Genomic DNA, 21,768 nt, shown 5'->3' with positions numbered 1-21,768 from the left:
CCCCGAAAGGACGACGATGTTCGATTCGACGCAACTCCTCCCTCCCGCGTCCGGCCCCCAGGAGGCGCAGGCGCTCCTCGCCGAGGTGCGCCGCCGCATCGATGCTCACGACGACGATTTCGCCGCACGACTCGACGCCCGCCTCCCGCGCTTGGTCGAGCTGCTGTCGAGCGTCTACTCCGATCGCGCCGACCTCGCCGAGCAGCTCGCCGCCCTGGTCGACCTCGCCGCCACCTCCTGGAACGAGCGCTCGGAGGAGCTGCGTGCCCTCGATCGCGCCCGCGAGCAGCGCCCCGACTGGTTCCTCTCGAACAAGGCCCTCGGAGGCGTCTGCTACGTCGATCGCTTCGCCGGCGATCTCGAGGGCGTCCGCGCCCAGATCCCGTACTTCCGCGAGATCGGGCTCAACTACCTGCACCTGATGCCGCTCTTCGAGGCTCCGGAGGGCGAGTCGGACGGCGGCTACGCGGTGTCGAGCTATCGGCGGGTGCGGCCGGATCTGGGTGACATGGAGCAGCTGCGGCTGCTCGCCTCCGACTTGCGACGCCAGGGGATCGCGCTCGTCCTCGATTTCGTGTTCAACCACACCTCGAACGAGCACGAGTGGGCGCAGCGGGCACTCGCGGGGGAGGAGCGCTTCGAGGACTACTACTGGATCTTCCCCGACCGCGAGCAGCCCGACGTCTTCGAGCGCACGACCCGCGAGATCTTCCCCGAGGATCACTCCGGCTCGTTCGTGCCCCTCGAGGACGGTCGCTGGGTCTGGGCGACCTTCCACCGCTACCAGTGGGACCTCAACTACGCCAATCCCGAGGTGTTCCGTGCCATGGCGGGGGAGATGCTCTTCCTCGCCAACCAGGGCGTGGAGGTGCTGCGGATGGACGCCGTCCCCTTCATCTGGAAGGAGCTCGGCACCACGTGCGAGTCGCAGCCCGAGGCGCACCTGCTGCTGCGCGCCTTCAACGAGGTCTGCCGCCTCGCCGCGCCGTCGCTGCTGTTCACCTCGGAGGCGATCGTGCACCCGGACGAGGTCATCGACTACCTCCACGTCGAGGAGTGCCAGCTCTCGTACAACCCCCTGCAGATGGCGCTCACCTGGGAGGCGCTCGCCACCCGCGACGCCCGCCTCCTCTCTCAAGCGCTCGAGCGGCGGCACGCGGTGCCGGACGGCACGGCCTGGGTCACCTACGTTCGCGGCCACGACGACATCGGCTGGACCTTCGCCGACGAGGACGCCGCCGAGCTCGGCATCGACGCCGCCGGCCACCGGCGGTTCCTCAACGACTTCTACACCGACCGCTTCGAGGGCACCTTCGCCCGCGGAGTGCCCTTTCAGGAGAACCCGCGCACGGGCGATCGTCGCGTCTCGGGCACCACGGCCTCCCTCGCGGGACTCGAAGCGGGCGATCCGTACGGGATCGAGCGGATCCTCCTCGCGCACTCCATCGCCCTCAGCACGGGAGGGCTCCCTCTGCTCTTCCTCGGCGACGAAGTGGGCCAGCTCAACGACTACTCCTCTCGAGACGACCCCCAGACGGCGGGCGATTCGCGCTGGATCAACCGTCCCCGGCGTCCGGTCGAGCGCTACGCCGAGCGTGAGACGCCCGGCGCCGACGCGGGGGAGGTGTTCGGCGGGCTCCTGCGCCTGATCGCCATCCGCAAGGCGGTGCCGCTCTTCGCCGGGACGGCGCTCACAGCGTTCGATCCGCTCAACATCCACGTCCTCGGCTATCAGCGGCCCGGCGAGGGTGAGGCGCTGCTCGTCCTCGCGAACGTGTCAGAGGAGGTGCAGGAGGTCTCGCCCGAGCGCTTCGGCGGCCTCGAGCCCTGGGCTCTGGACCTCGTCACCGAGATCACCGTCGACCTGCGCGAGGGCTTCCGGCTCGCGCCGCTGCAGTTCGTCTGGCTGCGAGTGACCCCGGCCTGACGCGTCGCAAGGGGGGCGGAGCACCATTCCCGCTCCCACTACGCTCGACCCATGAGCACCCCGCGCGTCTTCGGCCGCTCCCGTCGGCGCAGATCGGCGCCGACTCCCGCCGTCGAGCCGGACATCGTGGTCTCGAGCGACGCTGAGAAGCCCGTCTTCACCATCCGCTCGTTCCGCATCGGCCTGTTCGGCGGGCTGGGCGTGCTGGTGGCGCTGGTGATCGGCGGCCTCGTGGTCGAGCTCAGCACCGTGCTCACCTACATCTTCGTGGCCATGTTCTTCGCGCTCGGCCTCGATCCGCTGGTCTCGTGGCTCGAGAGCAAGAGGCTTCCGCGGCCTCTCGCGATCACCGCCGTCTTCGCGGCTGTCGTGCTGCTCTTCGCGGGTCTGCTGATCTACATCATCCCGATCCTGGTCGAGCAGCTGACCCTGTTCGTGACGAGCGCGCCGCAGATCGTCAACGACGTGGCCACTCAGCGCTGGGTGCTCAACCTCGAGCAGCAGTTGCGGGGAGTGGTCGACATCGACCAGCTCATCTCGAGCGTGCAGGGCTTCATCGGCGATCCCAACAACCTGCTCTCGCTCGGAGGAGGACTCCTCGCGGTCGGCACCGGGATCGCCAGCGGGGTCACCGGCTCGATCATCGTGCTGATCCTGATGCTGTACTTCCTCGCGTCGCTGCGCTCGATGAAGGCCGCCGCCTACCGTTTCGCGCCCGCCTCCCACCGCGCCAAGGCGCACGAGGTCGGCGACGAGATCACGGGAGCGGTCGGCCGGTACGTGGTCGGTCAGGTGTCGCTCGCGGGCGTCAACGGCGTGTTGAGCTTCATCCTCCTGCTCTCGATCGGAGGGCCGGTGCCTGCTCTGCTGGCGTGCGTCGCGTTCCTCGGTTCGTTGATCCCCCTCGTGGGCACGCTGTCGGGTGCGGTGATCATCTCGCTCGCGTGTTTGCTCGCCTCCCCTCCGACGGCGTTGGTGGCCGCGATCTACTACCTCGTCTATATGCAGGTCGAGGCCTACGTGCTCAGCCCACGCATCATGAACCGCGCCGTGGCCGTGCCCGGTGCCGTCGTCGTGATCGCGGCCGTCGCGGGAGGCACCATCGCGGGCGTGCTCGGGGCGCTCGTGGCGATCCCCGTCGCGGCCTCGGTCATCATCGTCGTGCAGAAGGTCGTGTTCCCGAGACAGGACGCGAAGTAGCGGCCGTCAGCGGAACGGCGGCTCGCTGGCGTCGACCGCGCGGATGAAGCGTGCGACCGAGGCCGGAGGCTCGCCGCCGGACTCAGCGGGGACCGGGGGAAGCGTCCGGGTGACCAGCGGCACGACTCCGGCCCAGACGCCCGCCTCCGGCTCGTCGCCCGAGCCGGCCGCGCGGACCTTCACGCTTGCCTCGCCGAGGGGGAGGCGCAGCACGAGCGTCGCCGCGATCTCGCGTGCGGTGCTTGGCCGCACCTCCGTGTCGCGGCCGGGCAGCAGGCGCGCCGAGAGCAGCTCGAGTGCGCGCGCCTTCTCGGTGCCGGTGACCACCTCGACCCGGCCGAGGACCATCGCGGAGCGGTAGTTCATCGAGCTGTCGAACGTGGAGCGGGCGACGACCAGGCCGTCCACGAGGGTGACCGCGACCGTGAGGAGCGAGCCCTCCGCCGCCTCCCGCAGCAGGCCGCCGCCGCTCGACCCGTGCAGGAGCAGGGATTCGCCGTCGCGCGCGATGAGAAGGGGCAGCACGATGGCGGCGCCGTCGCGAACGACCGCGACATGCGCGATCAGAGCCTCGTCGAGGATGGCGTGGAGCAGGGAGGGGTCGGTGCTCTGCCGGGCGCGGCTCCGGGTGAGCCGGGTGCGCTCGGTGACAGACAGGGTGTCGGACGGTGTGTGCATGCCGCGATCCTCGCGCAGCCTCTGGATCTGTCAGGATGCCACCGGGCCACGATCCGAGTGGTCCAGAGCGGAGTGGTGGATGGCGTCCGGCGATCTCGAAGTCCCTCTGCTCCTCGCTCCGGCCCCGCGCGGCTCGGTGCGGGCGGCTCTCGCGGAGGCACTGCGCCAGGCTGTGCTGGACGGGCGGTACCGCGCAGGTGACCCCATTCCGGCCAGCCGGGTGCTCGCCGAGCAGCTCGGAGTCTCTCGGGGCTCGGTCGTCGCGGCAGTCGATCAGCTCGTCGGCGAGGGGTACCTGCTCGCACATCCCCGAGCGGCCGTGACGGTCGCCTCCGACGGCCTGCTGGTGGCGCCGCGAGATGCGCGGGCCGCCTCGCAGGCCCTGCCCGGCGCCTCCGTACGCGCACGTGTCGACCTGCGTCCCGGGCGACCCGACACGCGCGCTCTCGACACGCCGGAGTGGCGGGCGGCCTGGCGGCGGGCGGTCGCGGGCCCGCCGGCGGTCGTGCCCGACGCGGCGGGCGATCCGGCGCTCCGAGAGCAGATCGCGGAGCAGCTGCGCCGTTCGCGAGGTGTCGACGTCGACACGGCCGACGTGTTCGTCACGAGCGGGACGGCCGATGCGGTCGCCCTGCTGGCACGCGCCGTCGCGGTCGCCCGGGGGAGGGGAGTGCGCGTCGCGGTCGAGGACCCGGGCTACCCGGCGGTCCGGCGTCGCCTGGCGGCCGACCGCCACGAAGTGCTCGGCGTCCCGGTGCGCGGCGACGGGATGGACCTCGCCCAGCTCGCCGATCCCGACCTCGTGGTGGTCACTCCCTCGCACCAGTACCCGACCGGCGGTCGCCTCGCGCTCGCGGCTCGCCTCGAGCTCGTGCGGCGCTCAGCGGGAGGCGAGCTGCTGGTCGTCGAGGACGACTACGACAGCGAGTTCCGCTACGTCGGTGCGCCGCTGCCGGCGCTCGCCTCGCTCGACACGACGGGCGGCGTCGCGCACGTCGGCTCGTTCTCGAAGACCGTCTCGCCGTGGCTGCGTGTCGCCTACCTCGCGCTCCCGGGCACGTCCTGGCTTCGCGGTGCGCTCGCCGCCGTGGACGAGGCGCGCGACGCCTCCGCCTCGGGGCCGACCCAGGCAGCGCTCGCCGAGTTCATGGCGAGCGGCGCGTTCCGCCGTCATCTGACGCGCTCGCGGCGGCGCTACGCCCATCGTCGTGGTCTGGTGCAGGCGTTCGCGGAGGCGATCGACTGGGGCACGGCGCGCGGGCTCGACGGGGGACTGCACGTCGTGCTCTCTCTGCCGTCACCGCTCGACGCGTCCGCCGTCTGCGCGGCGCTCCTCGAGGAGGGTCTGCTCGTCGCGACCCTGCACGACTACGCGCTCTCGGGCCGTGCCGACTCCGAGGCTCTCGTCCTCGGTTATGGCAACGCGGGTGATCTGGAGCTCGGCTCGGCGCTCACGCTCGTCGACCGAACCGTTCGCCGACTCCTCGCGCGTGGTATCCCTGGATCATGACCCGCGCCCTGCACATCACCGACGACCCCGAGGCCGATGCGCTGCTCAGCCGCGACCCCCTCGCCCTGCTGATCGGCATGCTGCTCGACCAGCAGGTCGCGATGGAGACCGCGTTCGTGGGGCCCCGCAAGATCGAGGAGCGGCTCGGTGCGGCCGGCGCCTCCTTCGACTCCGCCTCGATCGCGGGTGTCGACGAGGAGGCGTTCGTCGAGCTGTGCCGGACGCCGCCAGCGGTCCACCGCTATCCGGCGAACATGGCGGGCCGTGTGCAGGCGCTCTGCCGGGCGCTGGTCGACGACTGGGGCGGCGACGCCTCGGCGGTCTGGACACGCGACGAGCCCGACGGGCGCGCCGTGCTCGCCCGACTGAAGGCGCTGCCGGGCTTCGGCGAGCAGAAGGCACGGATCTTCCTCGCCCTGCTGGGCAAGCAGCGGGGCTTCGATGGCGCGGGCTGGCGGGAGGCGGCCGGCGCGTACGGCGAGGAGGACTCGTTCCGCTCGGTGGCCGACATCGTGTCTCCGGAGTCGCTCGCGAAGGTGCGTGCGACGAAGCAGGCCGCGAAGGCCGCCGCCCGAGCGACGAGGTAGCGGGCGCGGACCCGCGCCTCCGGAGCTCGTGTCGGCCGCTCAGCCGTGCAGCGCCGCTACAGCCGGCCCTCCACCGCGGCGATCAGCGCCGCACGGTCCTCGCGCAGAAGCGAGGCGCCCCCTCCGGGCACCGTGCGCACCTCGACGCCGCGCTCGACGAGGATGTCGGCGAGCGACGGGTGGGCGAGCGGATCCTCCGGGAGCACCGCGAGTGTCGGCACAGGGAAGACCGGGGGTGCCTCGGCGGCACCGCGAGCGGTGAGGCCGTCAGCGGAGGCCGGATCCCAGAGCGCGTGCGCCGAGATGTCGAGTTCGATCTGCTCGTCGGTCCAGATCGGGTGGCGGTGGCGGAGGGCGTCGGCATCGCCCTTCTCGACCTGCGCGAGCGATCCGGTGCGGCGCAGCGCACCCGCCAGCCCGCGTGCGTCTGAGAAGGCGGGGTCGAGCAGGATGAGCTGCTCCGGCCTGTAGTCCGCCGCGAGCCGCGAGGCGACGACGGCGCCGAGTCCGTGCCCGACGATCAGCTCGGGGATCTGGAGCACGGAGGCGCGCACGTCGGCCGCCCAGCGCTCCGGAGAGTAGATCGGCGATGTCGGCGAGCCTCCGTGGCCCGTGAGGTCGGGCGCGAGCACCCGGTAGCCGTGCTCCTGCAGGGTCGGCACGAGCGCGTACCAGAGGCGCGAGTCCGAGCCGAGGCCGTGCAGGAGGAGGGCGACGCGCTCGCCCGCCCCGCCGTAGTCGCGCACAGACAGCTCCACTGGCTCCACGGGCGCTGCGGTCAGTGCTCGACGCTCGGCGCGCGTCGGCTCGAGGACGAGAGCGGTGCTGAACATGTGCGGCGCCGGCCCGAAGGCGTCGCGGGCGCTCTGCACGACGCGACGGCCGAGCATCGCGTTGCCGACGCCTCCGATCGCCGCGCCGATGCCGAAGGGCATCGCCCGGCCGACGAGGCCCGCGCCCTGCTGGGTGAGGAAGTGCCTCGTGAACGAGCGCTTGGCGCGGTCGGCGATCTCGCCGACGAGGAACGAGGGGAGGCCCTTCGTCACGACGGAGCCCCAGTACTGGTTGAGACCCGTGCCCGCGCCGGTCGCATGGCCAGCGACCTGGCGCACGAGCTCGCTGCCGGAGGAGCCCATCATCAGGGTGAGGACGAGGGCGCGGGCGCGCTCCGGGTCCTCCAGGGGAATGCCGTGCACCTCCGTCACCGACTGCGCGAAGAGAGCGCTCGCTTCGAGGAAGCCTGCTGCCCCGGCGCCAGACAGCGCGACGGAGGCGACCGTGCCGAGCCCCGGTACGACGGCCGTCGCTCCGATCGCGGCACCACCGGCGGCGACACTCGAGAGGTACTGCCGTTCGAGCGAGGCGATGATCTGCTCGGGGCTCGCGGAAGGTCGGCGGCGGCGCAGCGCACGAATGTTGGCGAGCACGGCGGGGCGTTGCACGGCGAGCAGTCTGTCGAGCATCCGCGCGAGTTGCGCGTTGTCGCCGGTGTCTCCGCCCCTCGGGCTCTCGAGCCCGCGGTCACGGGCCTTCTCGACGGCACGGTCGCGCTTGCGGTCCTTCTTGGCCATCTCACTCCTGCGTCGTGCTCGGCGTCGCGCCGTTCGGAGGCGTCGGCGCGGAGTTCTCAGGGTAACCCGGGGTCGCTGAGCGCACGGTGCGGCCGAGGCCTGTCGGCAGAGCGTGTTGGTACCGTAGCCGGATGACGTCCGCGACGAAGGCCGAGGAACCCGAGCGCGAGTCCGAGGACGCCCCCGAGCGCGAGTCGGCCGATCGAGAGGTCGCCGCGGGGGAGGCGTCCGGCGTCGTCGAGCTGCACGCGCTCAGCAAGGCCTTCGGTCGCACCGTCGCCGTCGACCGGATCGACTTGCGGGTCCGTGAGGGCACATTCTGCGGGATCATCGGCCCGAACGGCGCGGGCAAGACCACCACCCTGTCGATGATGACAGGCCTCCTCACACCGGATACCGGACGGGTGCTCGTCCACGGGATCGACGTCTGGAAGGACCCGGCGGCGGCCAAGCGCCTCATCGGCGTGCTCCCCGACCGCCTCCGGCTCTTCGACCGCCTGACCGGCGCCCAGTTCCTCGCCTATGCCGCCGCCCTGCGCGGCGTCAGCCGGGCGACCGCACGTCAACGCATCCTCGAGCTGGCCGAGGCCCTCGGCCTCAGTGACGCTCTGGAGCGGCTCATCTCGGACTACTCGGCGGGCATGGCCAAGAAGGTCGCGCTCGCCGGAGCGATGATCCACGCTCCGCGCGTCCTGGTGCTCGACGAGCCGTTCGAGTCGGTCGACCCCGTCTCCTCCGCCGCTGTCATCACCGTGCTGCGCCGTTTCGTGGCCGGGGGAGGCACGGTCGTGCTCTCGAGCCACGGTCTCGACTTCATCGAGCGGGTCTGCGACGACGTCGCGGTCATCGTGGGGGGCAGGGTGCTCGCCTCCGGCTCGGTCGCAGAGGTCGCCGGCGCGGGGACGCTCGAGGAGCGTTTTGTGGAGTTGGCGGGCGGCAAGCAGATCGCCGAGGGACTGCAGTGGTTGCACGACTTCTCCGGCTGAGGCTCGACGTCCTCCTCGGCGCGTTCCGCTCGGGTCCGGGCCGCTCGGCGGCCGTCGCCCTCGGCTTCCTCGTCGTCGTCGGAGCCACGGCGGGGCTCGTCGCCGGGCTCGACGCCCTCCGCGCCTCCCCGCTGCTGGCCGCTGCGGTGGTCGCCGGCGGAGCGATGCTCTCGACCGGCTTCCTGCTGCTGCCCGCACTGCTCGGACCGCCCGATCCGATGGATCCGCGGGCGCTCCGTCTCTTCGGCATCCCGAGCGTCCGCCTCGCCGCGGCTCTGGCGCTCGCGGGTCTCGTCTCGGTTCCCGTGCTGGCCCTGGTTGTCGTCGGAGTCGCGATGGTGCCGCTTTTCCCGGGCGCGGGCGCCCTGGCCGTCGTCGGTCCTCTGCTCGGGATCCTGACTGCGGCCCTCTTCGCGCGGATCGGCCTAGCCGCCTCCGCCGCGCTCGTGTCGTCGCGGACGGCCCGGGAGCTGCTCGCGGTGCTCGGACTCGTCCTGCTGCTGGCGGCGCCGACGGCGTGGGGTGTCGCCGCGATCCTCGATACCGGCGAGATCCCGCTCCTCGAGCGAATGGCACGGGCGCTCGCGCTGACGCCCTTCGGCGCGGCGTGGGCGATCGCGCCGCGCGCGGCGGCGGGGGAGGCGTCCGGTCCGCTCCTCGTCGCCCTCGCGACGCTCGCGGGCGCGGCCGTGCTGTGGTGGCTCCTCGTGCACCGGCTGGTCTCGCGCCCGGAGCGCACCCACCGGCCGCCACGCGGCCTCCGGCTCGGCTGGTTCGACGTGCTCGGTGGCACTCGCACGGGCGCGATCGCCGCGCGCAGCATCACCTACTGGGTGCGGGACCCGCGGTATCGCGCCTCCCTCGTCGCCGTGCCGCTGCTGCCGGTCGTGGCGATCACGCTGCTCGCGCTCGTCGGGGTGCCGTTTTCGCTGCTCTCGCTCCTGCCGGTGCCGCTCGTGGTGCTGTTCCTGGGCTGGTTCCTGCACAACGACACCGCCTACGACGGCTCGGCGTTCTGGCTGCATGTCGCGGCAGGGGTACGCGGAGTCTCGGACCGGCTCGGTCGCGCCGTGCCGACTCTCCTGCTCGGGCTGCCCCTCGTGCTGCTCGGCTCGCTCGTGAGCAGCACGACCTCGGGGAGGCCCGACGCGCTGCCGGTGCTGCTCGCGGTCAACTCGTGCCTGCTGCTCGTGCCGGCCGGAGTCGCGAGCGTCGTCTCGGCACGCCTCGCCTACCCGGCGCCCCGGCCGGGCGACAGCGCCTTCGTGCAGCCGCAGGCGCCGGGCGCGAGCGGAGCCGGTCCGCAGGCCCTCGCCTTCGGCCTCGGACTCCTGCTGTCCGCTCCGGCCGTCGTCCTGGCGGTCCGCGCGCTCTTCGTCGAGCCGGAGGCGGCGGGCGACGCCGTGCTCGTGGGCCTCGGGAGCGCCGTGGTCGTGTTCGCGCTCGGGGTGCTGCTCGGCGGCTGGGTCTTCGAGCGCCGCGCTACGCAGCTCGTCGCCTTCACGAGCCGGTAGCGATTCCGACTCCTCGGCCGGCCCTGAGCCGCCGCTCGACGAGCCTGAGCCCGTCCCGCCTCCGCCGGTCGAGCGTAGGATCGAGGCCATGACTCTGCGTCCCGAGAACAGCAGCATCGACCCTCTCGAGGGAGGTGGCGGCACCGCCACCCTCGACCGTGAGCTCGAGGAGCTCCTCAACCAGGAGACCATCGAGCCCGGCGACCACGAACGCTTCTCGCACTACGTCCCGAAGGACAAGATCCTCGAGAGCGCCCTCACGGGCAAGCCCGTCCGGGCCCTCTGCGGCAAGAAGTGGCTCCCTGGCCGAGACCCGGAGAAGTTCCCGGTCTGCCCGGCGTGCAAAGAGATCTACTCGACGATGAAGTGAGCCCGGCGCGGCCGTCCCGCCTCCTGTCGGAGGTCACTCGTAGCGGGTCGGGATGACCGGGTCGCCTCGACCGAGGCGCAGGGCGTCGAGCGGAAGCTCGAGCACAGCGTTCGCGTGATGCTCGCGTGCGGCCTCGACTCCCGCGACTCCCCGATGCTCGGGTCGGATCGCGCCGTCCTCGATCACCGGGACGAGCAGCGGTCGCTCCGCTTCACTGACGGCCCCATCGGGTCCCGCGCCCACGTGCACGATCTCGGCATCGGCGACCCCGTCCTCCGAGAGCAGGCGGCCGGCCGCCTTGCGCCCGCCGATCGACGCCTTCGACACCGACTTCTTGGCCACCGCCACCCACTCGCCTGAGTCGTCCTCGTGCGCGACGAGCTTGTAGACCATTCCGGCCGTCGGGTGACCGGAGCCGGTGGCGACCGAGGTGCCGACGCCGTAGGAGTCGACGGGCGAGGCGGCCAGCGCCGCGATCCCGTACTCGTCGAGATCGTTGGTCACCGTGATCCGGGTCGATGTCGCACCGAGGGAGTCGAGCTGGGCACGGACCGCGGCGACCTGCTGCGGAAGGTCTCCGGAGTCGATGCGCACGGCGCCGAGGCCCGTGCCCGCTACTCGTACGGCGAGGTCGACCGCCGCCGTGACGTCGTAGGTGTCGACGAGCAGGGTCGTCCCCGGGCCGAGCGCGGCGACCTGCGCGCGGAACGCCTCCTCCTCGGAGTCGTGCAGCAGCGTGAACGCGTGGGCCGACGTGCCCATCGTGGGGACTCCCCAGCTGCGCCCGGCCTCGAGGTTCGAGGTCGCGCCGAAGCCGGCGATGTAGGCGGCGCGCGCGGCGGCCACGGCCGAGCGCTCGCCTGCCCGCCGCGAGCCCATCTCGGCCAACGGGCGTCCGTCGGCCGCCGAGACCATGCGCGCGGCGGCGCCGGCGACCGCGCTGTCGTGGTTGAGGACGCTGAGCACGAGCGTCTCGAGCAGCACCCCCTCGGCGAAGGGCGCCTCGACGATGAGCACGGGCGAGCCGGGGAAGTAGACCTCGCCCTCCCGGTACCCCCAGACGTCGCCGCCGAAACGGTAGTCGGCGAGCCAGTCGAGCGTTCGGGAGTCGACGACACGGTTCTCGCGCAGCCACGACAGCTCCTCGTCGCCGAAGCGGAAGCGCGAGATCAGCTCGAGCAGGCGGCCAGTGCCGGCCAGCACGCCGTAGCGACGGCCCGGCGGCAGGCTCCGGGCGAAGACCTCGAACATGCAGCGGCGATCAGCGGTGCCGCTGCCGAGGGCGCCCTCGACCATCGTGAGCTCGTAGCGGTCGGTGAGGAAGGCCGTCGCGTCCATCCGCTCAGTGTTTCACGGGGCGACGGTCCGCCGCCTCCGATGCCACGTCACGAGCTGCCCCGGCGAGACGCCCACCCGCGGGTAGGCTCTCTCAGCGTGACGGACGCACCCCTCGGCATCTTCGACTCCGGAGTCGGCGGCCTCACCGTGGCCCGCGCCATCATCGACCAGCTGGCCAACGAGTCGATCGTCTACCTCGGTGACACCGCCCACTCGCCCTACGGTCCCAAGCCACTCGCCGACGTGCGCGCCTACGCACTGGACACCCTGGACACCCTGGTCGACCAGGGCGCCAAGCTGCTCGTGATCGCGTGCAACACCGCCTCCGCGGCGATGATGCGCGATGCACGCGAGCGCTACACGATCGGCCGGGGGATCCCCGTCGTCGAGGTCATCCAGCCCGCTGTCCGCAGCGCCGTGCGCGACACCCGCAACCGCAGGGTCGGAGTCATCGGCACGGTCGGCACCATCCGTTCGCGCGCGTACGATGACGCGTTCGTCGCGGCTCCCGACCTCGAGCTCGTTACGGTCGCGTGCCCGCGCTTCGTCGAGTTCGTCGAGGCGGGGATCACCTGGAGCGACGAGCTGCTCGCGGTCGCGGAGGAGTACCTCGCCCCGCTCAAGGCGGCGGGAGTCGACACCGTGGTGCTCGGTTGCACGCACTACCCGCTCCTCCGCGGCGCCATCGCCTACGTGATGGGGCCCGACGTGCGGCTCGTCTCGAGCGCGGAGGAGACGGCGCTCGACGTCTACCGGACGCTCGTTGCGCACGGACTGCAGCGCACCTCCTCGTCCCCGCCCACCTACCGCTGGGAGGAGACGGGCACGAGCGACTTCGTGCGCCTCGCCCGCCGCTTCCTCGGCCCCGAGGTCTCGAGTGTCGACCTCGTCGAGACCGGCACCATCAATCTGCGCGAGCTCGACCGGGCCGCGCACCCCGACCGAGAGAGAACAGAGTGACCGAGAGCACCGCACCCACGACCCGTCCGCGTCGAGACGGCCGAGCCGTCGACGAGCTGCGCCCCGTCACCATCGAGCGCGGCTGGAGCAAGCAGGCCGAGGGCTCGGCGCTGATCTCCTTCGGTCACACCCGCGTGCTCTGCACCGCGAGCTTCACCAACGGCGTTCCGCGCTGGTTGCAGGGCAAGGGCAAAGGCTGGGTCACGGCCGAGTACGCGATGCTGCCGCGTGCCACCGACTCCCGGATGGACCGTGAGTCGGTCAAAGGCAAGGTGGGGGGCCGGACCCACGAGATCTCGCGCCTGATCGGCCGCAGCCTCCGGGCCGTCGTCGACACCAAGGCGCTGGGTGAGAACACGCTCGTGATCGACTGCGACGTGCTCCAGGCCGACGGAGGCACGCGGACCGCCGCGATCACGGGCGCCTACGTCGCGATGGCCGATGCCATCGAGTGGGCGCGCGGCAAGAAGTTCGTCGGTCAGAAGGCGGTGCCGCTCATCGACAGCCTCTCGGCGGTCTCGGTCGGCATCGTCGACGGCGTCCCCCTGCTCGACCTCGCCTACACGGAGGACGTGCGCGCCGAGACCGACATGAACGTCGTCGTCACCGGTCGTGGTCTGTTCGTCGAGGTGCAGGGCACGGCCGAGGGTGCCCCCTTCGACCGTCGTGAGCTCGACGCGCTGCTCGACCTCGCCGTCGGCGGTGCTGCAGACCTGGCGCGATTCCAGGCGGAGGCGCTCGCCGCGCAGCCGCGTCCGTGAGCCTGGAGCTGGTGCTCGCCACCCACAACGCGGGCAAGGTCGAGGAGTTCCGCTCGATGCTTGCGGGCGCGCTGCCCGGAGTCGGGGTGCGCGCCTACGACGGCCCCGAGCCGGTCGAGGACGGCATCACCTTCGCCGAGAACGCGCTGATCAAGGCGCGCGCGGCGGCGGCTCACACCGGCCTGGTCGCGCTCGCCGACGACTCCGGGCTCTGCGTCGACGTGCTGGGAGGCGCGCCCGGGATCTTCTCGGCGCGCTGGTCGGGTCGTGCTCACGACGCGACGGCGAACCTCGAGCTCCTGCTCGCGCAGCTGGTCGACGTCAGGCCCGAGCACCGCGGCGCGCACTTCGTCTGCACGATCGCGGTCGTGGTGCCCGACTCCGTGCTGCCCGGGGGCAAGGAGATGATCGTCGAGGGACGCTGGGAGGGAGCGATCGCGACCGCACCGCGCGGCGCGAACGGCCACGGCTACGACCCGGTGTTCCTCCCTGAGGCCGGGGTGGTGACCGCCGCCGAGCTCACTCCCGAGCAGAAGAACGCGCAGAGCCACCGTGCTCGCGCCTTCACCGCCGCCCGCGAGGCCCTCGCTCAGCTGTCGGCACGCCTCTGACCCCCGCCCGCCCGCCCGCCGCGAGATGCCACTTATGAGCTCGCGCGTCGGCGTGTCGCGCTCATAAGTGGCATCTCGCGGGAGAGGCGTCAGGCGCGAGGGTGCTTGTCGTCGAGCGTCTCGGGGTCGAGCACGTAGGCGCTCGCCTCGGAGGCGTCCGTCCCCTTGTCGTTCGCGAGCTTCGCCCTGCGCTGCTGGCGGAAGAAGTGGAACAGCGTCGGCACGAGCGCGAGCAGCACCGCACCGATGAGGATCACGTCGATGTAGTGCGACACGAACGCGGCGACAGGCGGGATGAAGGCGAGAAGCCAGCCGAGGAGAGTTACGCCGCTTCCCCAGATCAGCGCGCCGATCAGGTTGTACAGGCTGTATCTGCGGTAGTTCATGTGAGCGACGCCGGCCGCGATCGGAGCGAAGGTGCGCACGATCGGCACGAAACGCGCGAGGATCACCGCGAACCCGCCGAAGCGCTCGAAGAACGCGTTGGTGCGCTTCACGTTCTCGATGCTGAAGAAGCCCGACTCCTTGCGCTCGAAGATGCGCGGACCGGCCTTGTGTCCGATCAGGTAGCCGACCTCACCCCCGAGGAACGCCGAGAGGCCGATGGCGAGGCAGATCAGCCAGATCGGCACGCCCAAGCCGCCCTGAGAGGCGTTCTCGTGCGCGAGGAGACCCGTGATGATGAGCAACGTGTCGCCGGGGAAGAGGAAGCCGATGAGCAGCCCCGTTTCGGCGAAGACGATCAGGCAGACCACGAGCACGCCCCACGGTCCGAAGGAGGTGAGGATCGTCTCCGGATCGAGCCAGGGGATCAGGGCGGCGTGGTTCAACGGTTCTCCAGTCGTCGACGGTGCCGCTCAGCGTACCGGGCCGCCCCGTCGGAATCGGCGCGGGTGCCCGACCGGCCACGGCTCGCTCCGCTCGGTCGACGCCGACTCCTTCGCCGAGGAACGCGTCGGCCGAAGGGTTCTTCGTAACGACACTGTCGTGCGGAAGGAGGGACTCGAACCCTCACGCCTTTCGGCACAGGAACCTAAATCCTGCGTGTCTGCCATTTCACCACTCCCGCGTGCGGCCTCCAGCTTAGGAGGCGGTCGCCCGCCGGCGCGGCACGTATCGCGGGATCCAGCGGGCTAGTGCGCCGGCGCCCGCGAGGCCCAGCGCGCCCATCCCGACCGCGGCGAACGGCAGCGAGATCGCGGCGGTCAGCAGCGACAGCAGCACCGGAGCCGCCGCCCCTCCCGCGTCGGCGGTGAAGCGGAACGCGCCGAGGAACGGGGCAGGATCCTCCGCTGGAGCCAGATCCGCGCCGATCGTCATGAGAATGCCGGAACCGATCCCGTTGGCCATCGCGAGGACGCAGGCGATCCCGATGAACCACGGCACCGGATCCGCGCTGAACAGCGAGAGGGCGAGGGCGATGTGTCCCGCTCCGAGCCCGATCATCGACGGAATCGCCGTCGCGCCTCGGCCGAAGCGATCCATCAGGGCGCCGCCGAAGTAGAACAGGGCGAAGTCGAGCGCCCCGGCGACGCCGATGATGATCGCCGTGTCGGTCTCGGCGAGGCCGATGCTCACCGCCCAGAGCGGAAGGATCAGCGTGCGACTCCCGCGCAGCGCGCCGATCACCGCCGCTCCCGAGCCCATCCGGGCCAGCACGCCGCGGTGGTCGCGCAGGGTGCGCACGAGGCCCGCGGACGACTCCGGCGCGAGCGAGGTCGGCGCCTCGCCGCTCGCGGCCTGCGCGCGGCGCAGCACCGTCGCCGGGTCGGGCACGAGCAGCAGCACGACGACCGCGGCCAGGCAGCAGACGATGTGCACCCAGAACACCGACTCGACCGAGCCAGTGAGGTGCACGACGCCGGCCGCGAGGAACGGGCCGGCGAGCCAGCCGGCGCGGAAGACTCCCGCCAGCGAGCTCAGCGCCCGTGCCCGGTGACTGATGGGCACGAACGAGGTCATGAACGCGTGCCGTGCCAGGGCGAACACGGCCGTCGCCAGCCCGATGACGAAGACGCCCACCGTCAGTCCGACCCACGAGGTCGAGAGAAGGCACACCACGAGCCCGAGGATCGACGCCCCCGAGGCCGAGAGCATCGCGCCGCGCTCGCCGATCCGCGAGACGATCCAGCCGCTCGGGATGTCGCCCGCGAGCTCGCCGATCATGATCATCCCCGCCACGAGCCCCGCGAGCGCGAGGGTTGCGCCGAGGTCGCCCGCTGCGGCCGGGAGGAGCGGGATGATCGCGCCCTCGCCGATCGAGAACAGCAGCGTCGGGAGGAAGGTGGACAGCAGCAGGGGACCGACGGGGAACGGGCGCGAGGGGGAGGCGGTCACCATCCCCAGAGTACGCCCGGCTCCCAGACCCCTGTCCGGGCCCCCGGTAGTCTGGGGGAACCATGCTGGACAACGACTTCACCGAGCAGATCACTGCTCTCCGCTCCACCTTCTCCGACATCCGAGCCGTCATCGACGTCGAGGGGCTCCGCGCGAAGATCGCCGAGTTGAGCGAGCAGGCAGGCGCCCCCGACCTGTGGGACGACACCGACGCCGCACAGAAGATCACGAGCGCTCTGAGCCACCGCCAGTCTGAGCTGGCTCGCATCACGTCGATCGAGCGGCGCCTCGACGACCTCGAGGTGCTCGTCGAGATGGCCAACGAGGCCGAGGACGCCGAGTCGGAGCAGGAGGCGATCGCCGAGCTCACCGCCCTGCAGAAGGTGATGGGCGAGCTCGAGGTGCAGACGCTGCTCGACGGCGAGTACGACGACCGCCCTGCGGTCGTGACGATCCGCGCCGGCGCGGGCGGAGTGGACGCCTCCGACTTCGCCGAGATGCTGATGCGCATGTACCTGCGCTGGGCCGAGAAGCACAAGTACACCGCGACGGTCATGGACGCGAGCTACGCGGAAGAGGCCGGCATCAAGTCGGCGACCTTCGAGATCGACGCGCCCTATGCCTTCGGCACGCTCTCCGTCGAGGCGGGCACGCACCGCCTCGTGCGGATGAGCCCCTTCGGTGCCGCGGGCAAGCGCCAGACATCCTTCGCCGCGGTCGAGGTCATCCCGTTGATGGAGGAGGCCGGCGCGGTCGAGATCCCCGACAGCGACATCCGGGTCGACGTCTTCCGATCCTCCGGGCCCGGCGGTCAGTCGGTCAACACCACCGACTCCGCGGTGCGTATCACCCACCTCCCCACGGGGACGGTCGTGTCGATGCAGAACGAGAAGAGCCAGATCCAGAACCGTGCGGCGGCCATGCGCGTCCTGCAGTCGCGGCTCCTGCTGATCCAGAAGGAGCAGGAGGCGGCGACCAAGAAGGAGCTGGCCGGGAACATCACGGCGAGCTGGGGCGACCAGATGCGCAGCTACGTGCTCGCGCCGTACCAGATGGTCAAGGACCTCCGCACCGACCATGAGGTCGGCAACCCCTCGCACGTCTTCGACGGCGACATCGACGGCTTCATCGCCGCGGGGATCCGCTGGCGGAAGTCGGCCTGATCATCGCGCGTCTCGACGCGCCGCGGTCCGTCTCGGCCGACTCTTCGGGATCGTCGCTTACCCTCGTACCGACATGATTCGCTTCGACAACGTCTCCAAGCAGTATCGCGGCGGCACGAGACCCGCCCTCAACGCCATCGACCTCGAGATCCTCCGGGGCGAGTTCGTCTTCCTCGTCGGCGCCTCCGGCTCCGGCAAGTCGAGCTGTCTGCGGCTGATCCTCAAGGAGGAGCGTCCCTCCTCCGGGTCGATCCACGTGCTCGGGCAGAACCTCGGCAAGATCTCGAGCCGCAAGGTCCCGTACTTCCGCCGCAACATGGGCGTGGTGTTCCAGGACTTCCGCCTGCTGCCGAACAAATCGGTCTTCGACAACGTCGCGTTCAGCCTCCAGGTCATCGGCAAGTCGAAGGGCTACATCCAGGAGGCGGTGCCGGACACGCTCAAGATGGTCGGCCTCGCGGGGAAGGCCTCGCGCCTCCCGCACGAGCTCTCGGGAGGCGAGCAGCAGCGCGTCGCCATCGCTCGCGCGGTCGTCAACAAGCCCGCGGTCCTGCTCGCCGACGAGCCCACCGGAAACCTCGACCCGACGACGAGTGCCGGGATCATGGCGCTCCTCGAGCGGATCAACGCCGGCGGCACGACGGTCATCATGGCCACCCATGAGGCGGGCATCGTCGATCAGATGAAGCGCCGCGTGATCGAGCTCTCCGCGGGCAGCATCATCCGCGACGAGAGCCGCGGAGGCTATGGCCAGACCGAGAGCATCACGGTCGTGCACGACGGTGTCGTCGTGGTCGCGGCCGACGACCACCAAGTGGCGGCTCCGATCACGGCCGCCGTGCCGGTGATCATCGACAGTGAGCTCGCCCCCGCCGAGGTGCCGGACGTCGACCTCCGCCAGGCCCCCGCGGCCCAGGCGCAGCGATTCCCTCAGACGGCGCCGCAACCCCGCATCCCGGAGGGCCGCCGTTCGGCGGCAGCGCCCGAACAGCCCACGCCGCCCGCGCCCGAGGCCGCCCCGCAGGCCCACGCCCCGCGCGTCGAGCTGCAGAGCCAGACCGGACCGATCTACCTCCCCGCCGACACCGGCGCGCTTCCCGAGGAGTCACTTGCGGCTCGCCTCGGCCTCCGTGCGCCGGCGGCGCAGGGCGAGGAGAACGGTGACGACCAGCAGAACGTAGGACCCGTCAAGTGAGATTCGCACTGATCTGGTCGGAGGTCGCGAGCGGCCTGCGACGCAACGTCTCCATGGTCGTCTCGGTGATCCTGGTCACCTTCATCTCGCTGACCTTCGTGGGCACGGCGATCCTGCTCCAGATGCAGATCGGCCAGATGAAGAACTTCTGGTATGACAAGGCCCAGGTCGCCGTGTACATGTGCACCGCCACCTCCGGCGGCTCGAACTGCAACGGCTCCGACGCCACGAAGGAGCAGATCGACGCAGTCCAGGCGCAGCTCGACGGTCCGACCCTCTCGCCCTACATCGATCGCTCGTACTTCGAGAACCACGACCAGGCGTTCGCGAACTTCCAGCAGCAGTTCGCCGGCAACCCGGTCGCCGAGTACGTCACTCCCGATCTGCTCAACCAGACCTTCTGGATCAACCTCAAGAACCCGACGCAGTCGGAGGTGATCGTCGAGAGCCTGTCGAACGTCTCGGGGGTCGAGAGCGTCACCGACCAGCGGCGCTACCTCGACCAGATCTTCTCGATTCTCAACGCCGCGAGCTACACGGCCATCGGCATCGCGGTGCTCATGCTCGTGGCCGCCGTGCTCCTCATCGCGACGACGATCCGCCTCTCGGCGTTCTCGCGCAGACGGGAGTTGGGCATCATGCGCCTCGTGGGAGCCTCGAACCGGTTCATCCAGACCCCGTTCATCCTCGAGGGGGTGTTCGCCGCCTTGATCGGGTCGATCCTCGCGGGAGTGGCGGTGGTGGCCATCGTGCAGTTCTTCGTCCAGGGCTTCTTGGCGTACCGCATCCCACTCACCTCGTTCGTCGGGCTCGACGACGCGTTGCTGGTGGTGCCGATCCTCGTCGTGGTGGGCATCGTACTCGCGGCCGTCTCGGCCAACGTCGCGATCGCGCGCTACCTCCGGGTCTGATCGCCGCCTCCGACCGGAGCGTATACTGGTGGGCTGCCCCGATCGGGGTGGCCCATCAGTCGTTTTCGGAGAGGATCCGTCGTGCCCAGAGAGCAGGGTCAGAAGGTCGTCGCGACCAACCGTAAGGCGCGTCACGACTACCTCATCGAGGACACCTACGAGGCCGGCCTCGTCCTGACCGGTACCGAGGTGAAGTCGCTGCGCGCCGGCCGTGCCTCCCTGGTCGACGGCTACGCCTTCGTCGATGGCGGCGAGGCCTGGCTCGACGCCGTGCACATCAACGAGTGGGCGCAGGGGACGTGGACCAACCATCCGCCCCGCCGAAAGCGCAAGCTGCTGCTGCACAAGGCGCAGATCCTCAAGATCCACAACAAGGTCAAGGAGGGCGGCTACACGTTGATCCCGCTCTCGCTCTACTTCAGCGACGGCAAGGCAAAGGTCGAGCTGGCCGTCGCGAAGGGCAAGAAGGATTACGACAAGCGCCAGGTGCTGCGGGAACGTCAGGACCGTCGCGAGGCTGACCGCGCGATGGCCACACGCCGGCGCCTGGGCGAGTAGAGCCGCACCGTCTTCAGCGGAGGTGCCCGGTCGGGCCGGCGCGCACGTCGCCCGACGGCTGCGGCGCAAGCCTCTCCGGCATCTGTCGCTCTTTGCGACACTGGAGAGTGTGACCTCCTCCGACGCGCGACAGCCTGCCCCCGCGAGCGGCATCGACGACCGCTCCCGTTGGCGTGCCTTCGCCGTCGCGGTGTCCGTCGCCGCCATCACGATTCTCGACCTGTCGAAGGTCAATGTCGGATTGCCCTCGATCGAGAAGTCTCTGTCGGCGGATGCGAGCCAGTTGCAGCTCATCGTCGCGGGCTACGCACTGGCGTTCGGGCTCGCGCTCGTGCCGTCGGGCCGACTCGGCGATCTCCGCTCCCGGCGGCTGCTGTTCCTCATCGGTCTGTCGGCCTTCACGGTCACGAGCCTCCTCTGCGCGCTCGCGCCGAGCATCGAGGTGCTCGTGGTGGTGCGCTTCCTGCAGGGCGTGGCCGCGGGCATTCAGATGCCGCAGGTCCTCGGGCTGGTGCAGCAGCTGTTCACGGGAGCCGCGCGGGCACGCGCCTTCGGCGTCTTCGGCGCCACCGTCGGCGTCGCCACCGCGTTCGGGCCGACTCTGGGCGGGCTGCTGATCGCCGTGGGCGGTGAGCAAGACGGCTGGCGCTTGTTGTTCTGGATGAACATCCCGCTCGGGATCGCGGCCTTCGTCTTCGCCTGGCGTCTCCTCCCCAAGCGGCAGAATGCACCGACCGGCGACACCTCGCTCGACCCGGTGGGACTGCTCCTTCTCGCGGTCGCGATCTTCGCGTTCATGCTGCCGTTCCTGCTCACGACCGGCTCCTCCAGCGACTCTCCCTACCGCTGGTTCTGGCTCGCGCTCGCGGCGGTCGCCGCGGCCGCCTTCGTGCGGTGGGAGGCGCGCTACGCGGCCCGGGGGCGCACTCCGATGATCGACTTCCGCATCTTCCGCACCAGCTCGTACCGCAACGGCATTCTGGTGGCCACGTCCTACTTCGCGGCGATACCGGCGACCTTCCTGCTCACGACGCTGTTTCTCCAACAGGGGTTAGGCCTCGCGCCCGTCTTCGCGGGCATGGTGAGTATTCCGTTCGCCCTGACCTCGGCGATTTCGGCGTGGTACGGCGGCAAGCTGGTGCAGCGCTACGGCCGGGCGCTGGTCGTCCTCGGAATCGTGCTCGTGGTAGCGGGCTTCAGCCTCGTCCTCCTCGCTGCCGAGACTCTGCCCGCCGACACGGCCGCCTACGGCATGGGAGCCGCGATGCTCGTCGCCGGAGCGGGCGGCGGCTTCGTCGTGTCACCGAACCAGACGCTCACGCTCGCCGAGATTCCGCCGGCGCAGGGCGGGGTGGCCGGCTCGGTGGGCCAGCTCGGCCAGCGGGTGGGGACCGCGGTCGGAACGGCATGTGCCTCCGCCGTCTTCTTCGCCACACTCGCGAGTGAGCAGGGCATGGCAGAGGGTCTCACCCAGTATCACGACGCGTTCCGACACGGCTACTTCGTCACCCTGGGCCTGATCGCCCTCGCGCTCGTGCTCGGGCTGCTCGATCTACGTCGTCGTCGGGTCTCGGCGCGCGAGGCGCGGTAG

At 70.9% G+C, this 21,768-nt stretch carries 20 protein-coding genes and 1 tRNA gene; 15 read left to right on the top strand and 6 right to left on the bottom strand.

Translation table 11 applies throughout. The annotated features are described in order from the left end of the window. The first annotated feature begins 16 nt into the window (after window positions 1-16). Window positions 17-1,927 carry an alpha-amylase family protein gene (locus ITJ45_RS09350; RefSeq protein ID WP_194609269.1) on the top strand — a complete coding sequence of 637 codons (1,911 nt, stop codon included), beginning with the start codon at window positions 17-19 and terminating at the stop codon, window positions 1,925-1,927. Window positions 1,928-1,978: 51 nt separating this feature from the next. Further along, window positions 1,979-3,127 carry an AI-2E family transporter gene (locus ITJ45_RS09345; protein ID WP_194609267.1) on the top strand — a complete coding sequence of 383 codons (1,149 nt, stop codon included), beginning with the start codon at window positions 1,979-1,981 and terminating at the stop codon, window positions 3,125-3,127. A 6-nt stretch (window positions 3,128-3,133) separates the two neighbouring features. On the opposite strand, the gene ITJ45_RS09340 is transcribed toward ITJ45_RS09345, so the two are convergent. Beyond that, complete coding sequence (locus ITJ45_RS09340; protein WP_194609266.1) at window positions 3,134-3,805, bottom strand: pyridoxamine 5'-phosphate oxidase family protein; 672 nt, start codon at window positions 3,803-3,805, stop codon at window positions 3,134-3,136. Window positions 3,806-3,884: 79 nt separating this feature from the next. Here ITJ45_RS09340 and ITJ45_RS09335 point away from each other — a divergent pair, with 79 nt between their 5' ends. Then, window positions 3,885-5,315, top strand: coding sequence for a PLP-dependent aminotransferase family protein (locus ITJ45_RS09335; protein WP_194609264.1), 1,431 nt, complete (start codon window positions 3,885-3,887; stop codon window positions 5,313-5,315). Beyond that, window positions 5,312-5,902 carry an HhH-GPD-type base excision DNA repair protein gene (locus ITJ45_RS09330; RefSeq protein ID WP_194609262.1) on the top strand — a complete coding sequence of 197 codons (591 nt, stop codon included), beginning with the start codon at window positions 5,312-5,314 and terminating at the stop codon, window positions 5,900-5,902. The genes ITJ45_RS09335 and ITJ45_RS09330 overlap by 4 nt, the downstream gene beginning before the upstream one ends. Window positions 5,903-5,958: 56 nt before the next feature. Here the strand turns inward: ITJ45_RS09330 and ITJ45_RS09325 are convergent, their stop codons facing one another. After that, the gene (locus ITJ45_RS09325) at window positions 5,959-7,473 is read right to left on the bottom strand and encodes an alpha/beta fold hydrolase (protein ID WP_194609260.1); all 1,515 of its coding nucleotides are present in this window, start codon (window positions 7,471-7,473) and stop codon (window positions 5,959-5,961) included. Between the two features lie 131 nt (window positions 7,474-7,604). Here ITJ45_RS09325 and ITJ45_RS09320 point away from each other — a divergent pair, with 131 nt between their 5' ends. The 3 genes from ITJ45_RS09320 (at window position 7,605) to ITJ45_RS09310 (ending at window position 10,343) form a co-directional block, all read left to right on the top strand. Then, window positions 7,605-8,459: an ABC transporter ATP-binding protein gene (locus tag ITJ45_RS09320; RefSeq protein WP_194609258.1), complete on the top strand. Its 855-nt coding sequence runs from the start codon at window positions 7,605-7,607 to the stop codon at window positions 8,457-8,459. Then, a complete protein-coding gene (locus ITJ45_RS09315; RefSeq protein WP_194609256.1) occupies window positions 8,435-9,973 on the top strand; it encodes an ABC transporter permease in 1,539 nt (512 codons plus the stop codon). Before ITJ45_RS09320 ends, ITJ45_RS09315 begins: the two co-directional genes overlap by 25 nt. A gap of 88 nt (window positions 9,974-10,061) precedes the next feature. Further along, window positions 10,062-10,343 (top strand): DUF3039 domain-containing protein, encoded by a 282-nt coding sequence (locus ITJ45_RS09310; protein WP_194609254.1) that lies wholly within the window; start codon window positions 10,062-10,064, stop codon window positions 10,341-10,343. Window positions 10,344-10,376: 33 nt separating this feature from the next. Here ITJ45_RS09310 and ITJ45_RS09305 read toward each other — a convergent pair whose 3' ends face one another. After that, window positions 10,377-11,681, bottom strand: a complete 1,305-nt coding sequence (locus ITJ45_RS09305) for a nicotinate phosphoribosyltransferase (RefSeq protein WP_194609252.1) — start codon at window positions 11,679-11,681, stop codon at window positions 10,377-10,379. A 96-nt stretch (window positions 11,682-11,777) separates the two neighbouring features. On the opposite strand from ITJ45_RS09305, the gene murI reads away from it, so the two are divergent. The 3 genes from murI to rdgB are packed head-to-tail and all read left to right on the top strand — an operon-like array spanning window position 11,778 to window position 14,013. Then, the gene (gene murI, locus ITJ45_RS09300) at window positions 11,778-12,641 is read left to right on the top strand and encodes a glutamate racemase (protein WP_194609250.1); all 864 of its coding nucleotides are present in this window, start codon (window positions 11,778-11,780) and stop codon (window positions 12,639-12,641) included. Further along, on the top strand, window positions 12,638-13,402 hold the full coding sequence (gene rph, locus ITJ45_RS09295; RefSeq protein WP_194609249.1) for a ribonuclease PH: 765 nt from the start codon (window positions 12,638-12,640) through the stop codon (window positions 13,400-13,402). Before murI ends, rph begins: the two co-directional genes overlap by 4 nt. Then, window positions 13,399-14,013, top strand: a complete 615-nt coding sequence (gene rdgB, locus ITJ45_RS09290) for an RdgB/HAM1 family non-canonical purine NTP pyrophosphatase (RefSeq protein ID WP_194609247.1) — start codon at window positions 13,399-13,401, stop codon at window positions 14,011-14,013. Before rph ends, rdgB begins: the two co-directional genes overlap by 4 nt. A gap of 89 nt (window positions 14,014-14,102) precedes the next feature. Here rdgB and ITJ45_RS09285 read toward each other — a convergent pair whose 3' ends face one another. The 3 genes from ITJ45_RS09285 to ITJ45_RS09275 form a co-directional block, all read right to left on the bottom strand. Further along, the gene (locus tag ITJ45_RS09285; protein WP_194609245.1) at window positions 14,103-14,843 is read right to left on the bottom strand and encodes a DedA family protein; all 741 of its coding nucleotides are present in this window, start codon (window positions 14,841-14,843) and stop codon (window positions 14,103-14,105) included. Between the two features lie 158 nt (window positions 14,844-15,001). Continuing rightward, window positions 15,002-15,082 (bottom strand) — tRNA-Leu (locus ITJ45_RS09280). Window positions 15,083-15,096: 14 nt separating this feature from the next. Beyond that, entirely contained in the window at window positions 15,097-16,350 is a 1,254-nt protein-coding gene (locus tag ITJ45_RS09275) for an MFS transporter (RefSeq protein WP_323742964.1), read from the bottom strand. Between the two features lie 62 nt (window positions 16,351-16,412). Here ITJ45_RS09275 and prfB point away from each other — a divergent pair, with 62 nt between their 5' ends. The 5 genes from prfB (at window position 16,413) to ITJ45_RS09250 (ending at window position 21,768) form a co-directional block, all read left to right on the top strand. Then, on the top strand, window positions 16,413-17,513 hold the full coding sequence (gene prfB / locus ITJ45_RS09270) for a peptide chain release factor 2 (RefSeq protein WP_194609241.1): 1,101 nt from the start codon (window positions 16,413-16,415) through the stop codon (window positions 17,511-17,513). 73 nt (window positions 17,514-17,586) lie between these two features. Then, window positions 17,587-18,708 carry a cell division ATP-binding protein FtsE gene (ftsE, locus tag ITJ45_RS09265; protein WP_194609239.1) on the top strand — a complete coding sequence of 374 codons (1,122 nt, stop codon included), beginning with the start codon at window positions 17,587-17,589 and terminating at the stop codon, window positions 18,706-18,708. Beyond that, on the top strand, window positions 18,705-19,619 hold the full coding sequence (gene ftsX / locus ITJ45_RS09260) for a permease-like cell division protein FtsX (RefSeq protein WP_194609237.1): 915 nt from the start codon (window positions 18,705-18,707) through the stop codon (window positions 19,617-19,619). Before ftsE ends, ftsX begins: the two co-directional genes overlap by 4 nt. Before the next feature lie 81 nt (window positions 19,620-19,700). Next, entirely contained in the window at window positions 19,701-20,177 is a 477-nt protein-coding gene (smpB, locus tag ITJ45_RS09255) for an SsrA-binding protein SmpB (protein ID WP_055793597.1), read from the top strand. Between the two features lie 109 nt (window positions 20,178-20,286). Continuing rightward, window positions 20,287-21,768, top strand: a complete 1,482-nt coding sequence (locus ITJ45_RS09250) for an MFS transporter (RefSeq protein ID WP_323742963.1) — start codon at window positions 20,287-20,289, stop codon at window positions 21,766-21,768.

It is taken from the genome of Rathayibacter sp. VKM Ac-2879 (assembly GCF_015351245.1).
Lineage (GTDB): Bacteria > Actinomycetota > Actinomycetes > Actinomycetales > Microbacteriaceae > Rathayibacter.
This window is presented reverse-complemented; position numbering and strand designations above follow the sequence as displayed.

Coding starts and splice junctions, on each gene's coding strand:
- ITJ45_RS09350 (WP_194609269.1), top strand. CDS start 17: ATGTTCGATTCGACGCAACTCCTCCCTCCCGCGTCCGGCCCCCAGGAG.
- ITJ45_RS09345 (WP_194609267.1), top strand. CDS start 1,979: ATGAGCACCCCGCGCGTCTTCGGCCGCTCCCGTCGGCGCAGATCGGCG.
- ITJ45_RS09340 (WP_194609266.1), bottom strand. CDS start 3,805: ATGCACACACCGTCCGACACCCTGTCTGTCACCGAGCGCACCCGGCTC.
- ITJ45_RS09335 (WP_194609264.1), top strand. CDS start 3,885: ATGGCGTCCGGCGATCTCGAAGTCCCTCTGCTCCTCGCTCCGGCCCCG.
- ITJ45_RS09330 (WP_194609262.1), top strand. CDS start 5,312: ATGACCCGCGCCCTGCACATCACCGACGACCCCGAGGCCGATGCGCTG.
- ITJ45_RS09325 (WP_194609260.1), bottom strand. CDS start 7,473: ATGGCCAAGAAGGACCGCAAGCGCGACCGTGCCGTCGAGAAGGCCCGT.
- ITJ45_RS09320 (WP_194609258.1), top strand. CDS start 7,605: ATGACGTCCGCGACGAAGGCCGAGGAACCCGAGCGCGAGTCCGAGGAC.
- ITJ45_RS09310 (WP_194609254.1), top strand. CDS start 10,062: ATGACTCTGCGTCCCGAGAACAGCAGCATCGACCCTCTCGAGGGAGGT.
- ITJ45_RS09305 (WP_194609252.1), bottom strand. CDS start 11,681: ATGGACGCGACGGCCTTCCTCACCGACCGCTACGAGCTCACGATGGTC.
- prfB (WP_194609241.1), top strand. CDS start 16,413: ATGCTGGACAACGACTTCACCGAGCAGATCACTGCTCTCCGCTCCACC.
- ftsE (WP_194609239.1), top strand. CDS start 17,587: ATGATTCGCTTCGACAACGTCTCCAAGCAGTATCGCGGCGGCACGAGA.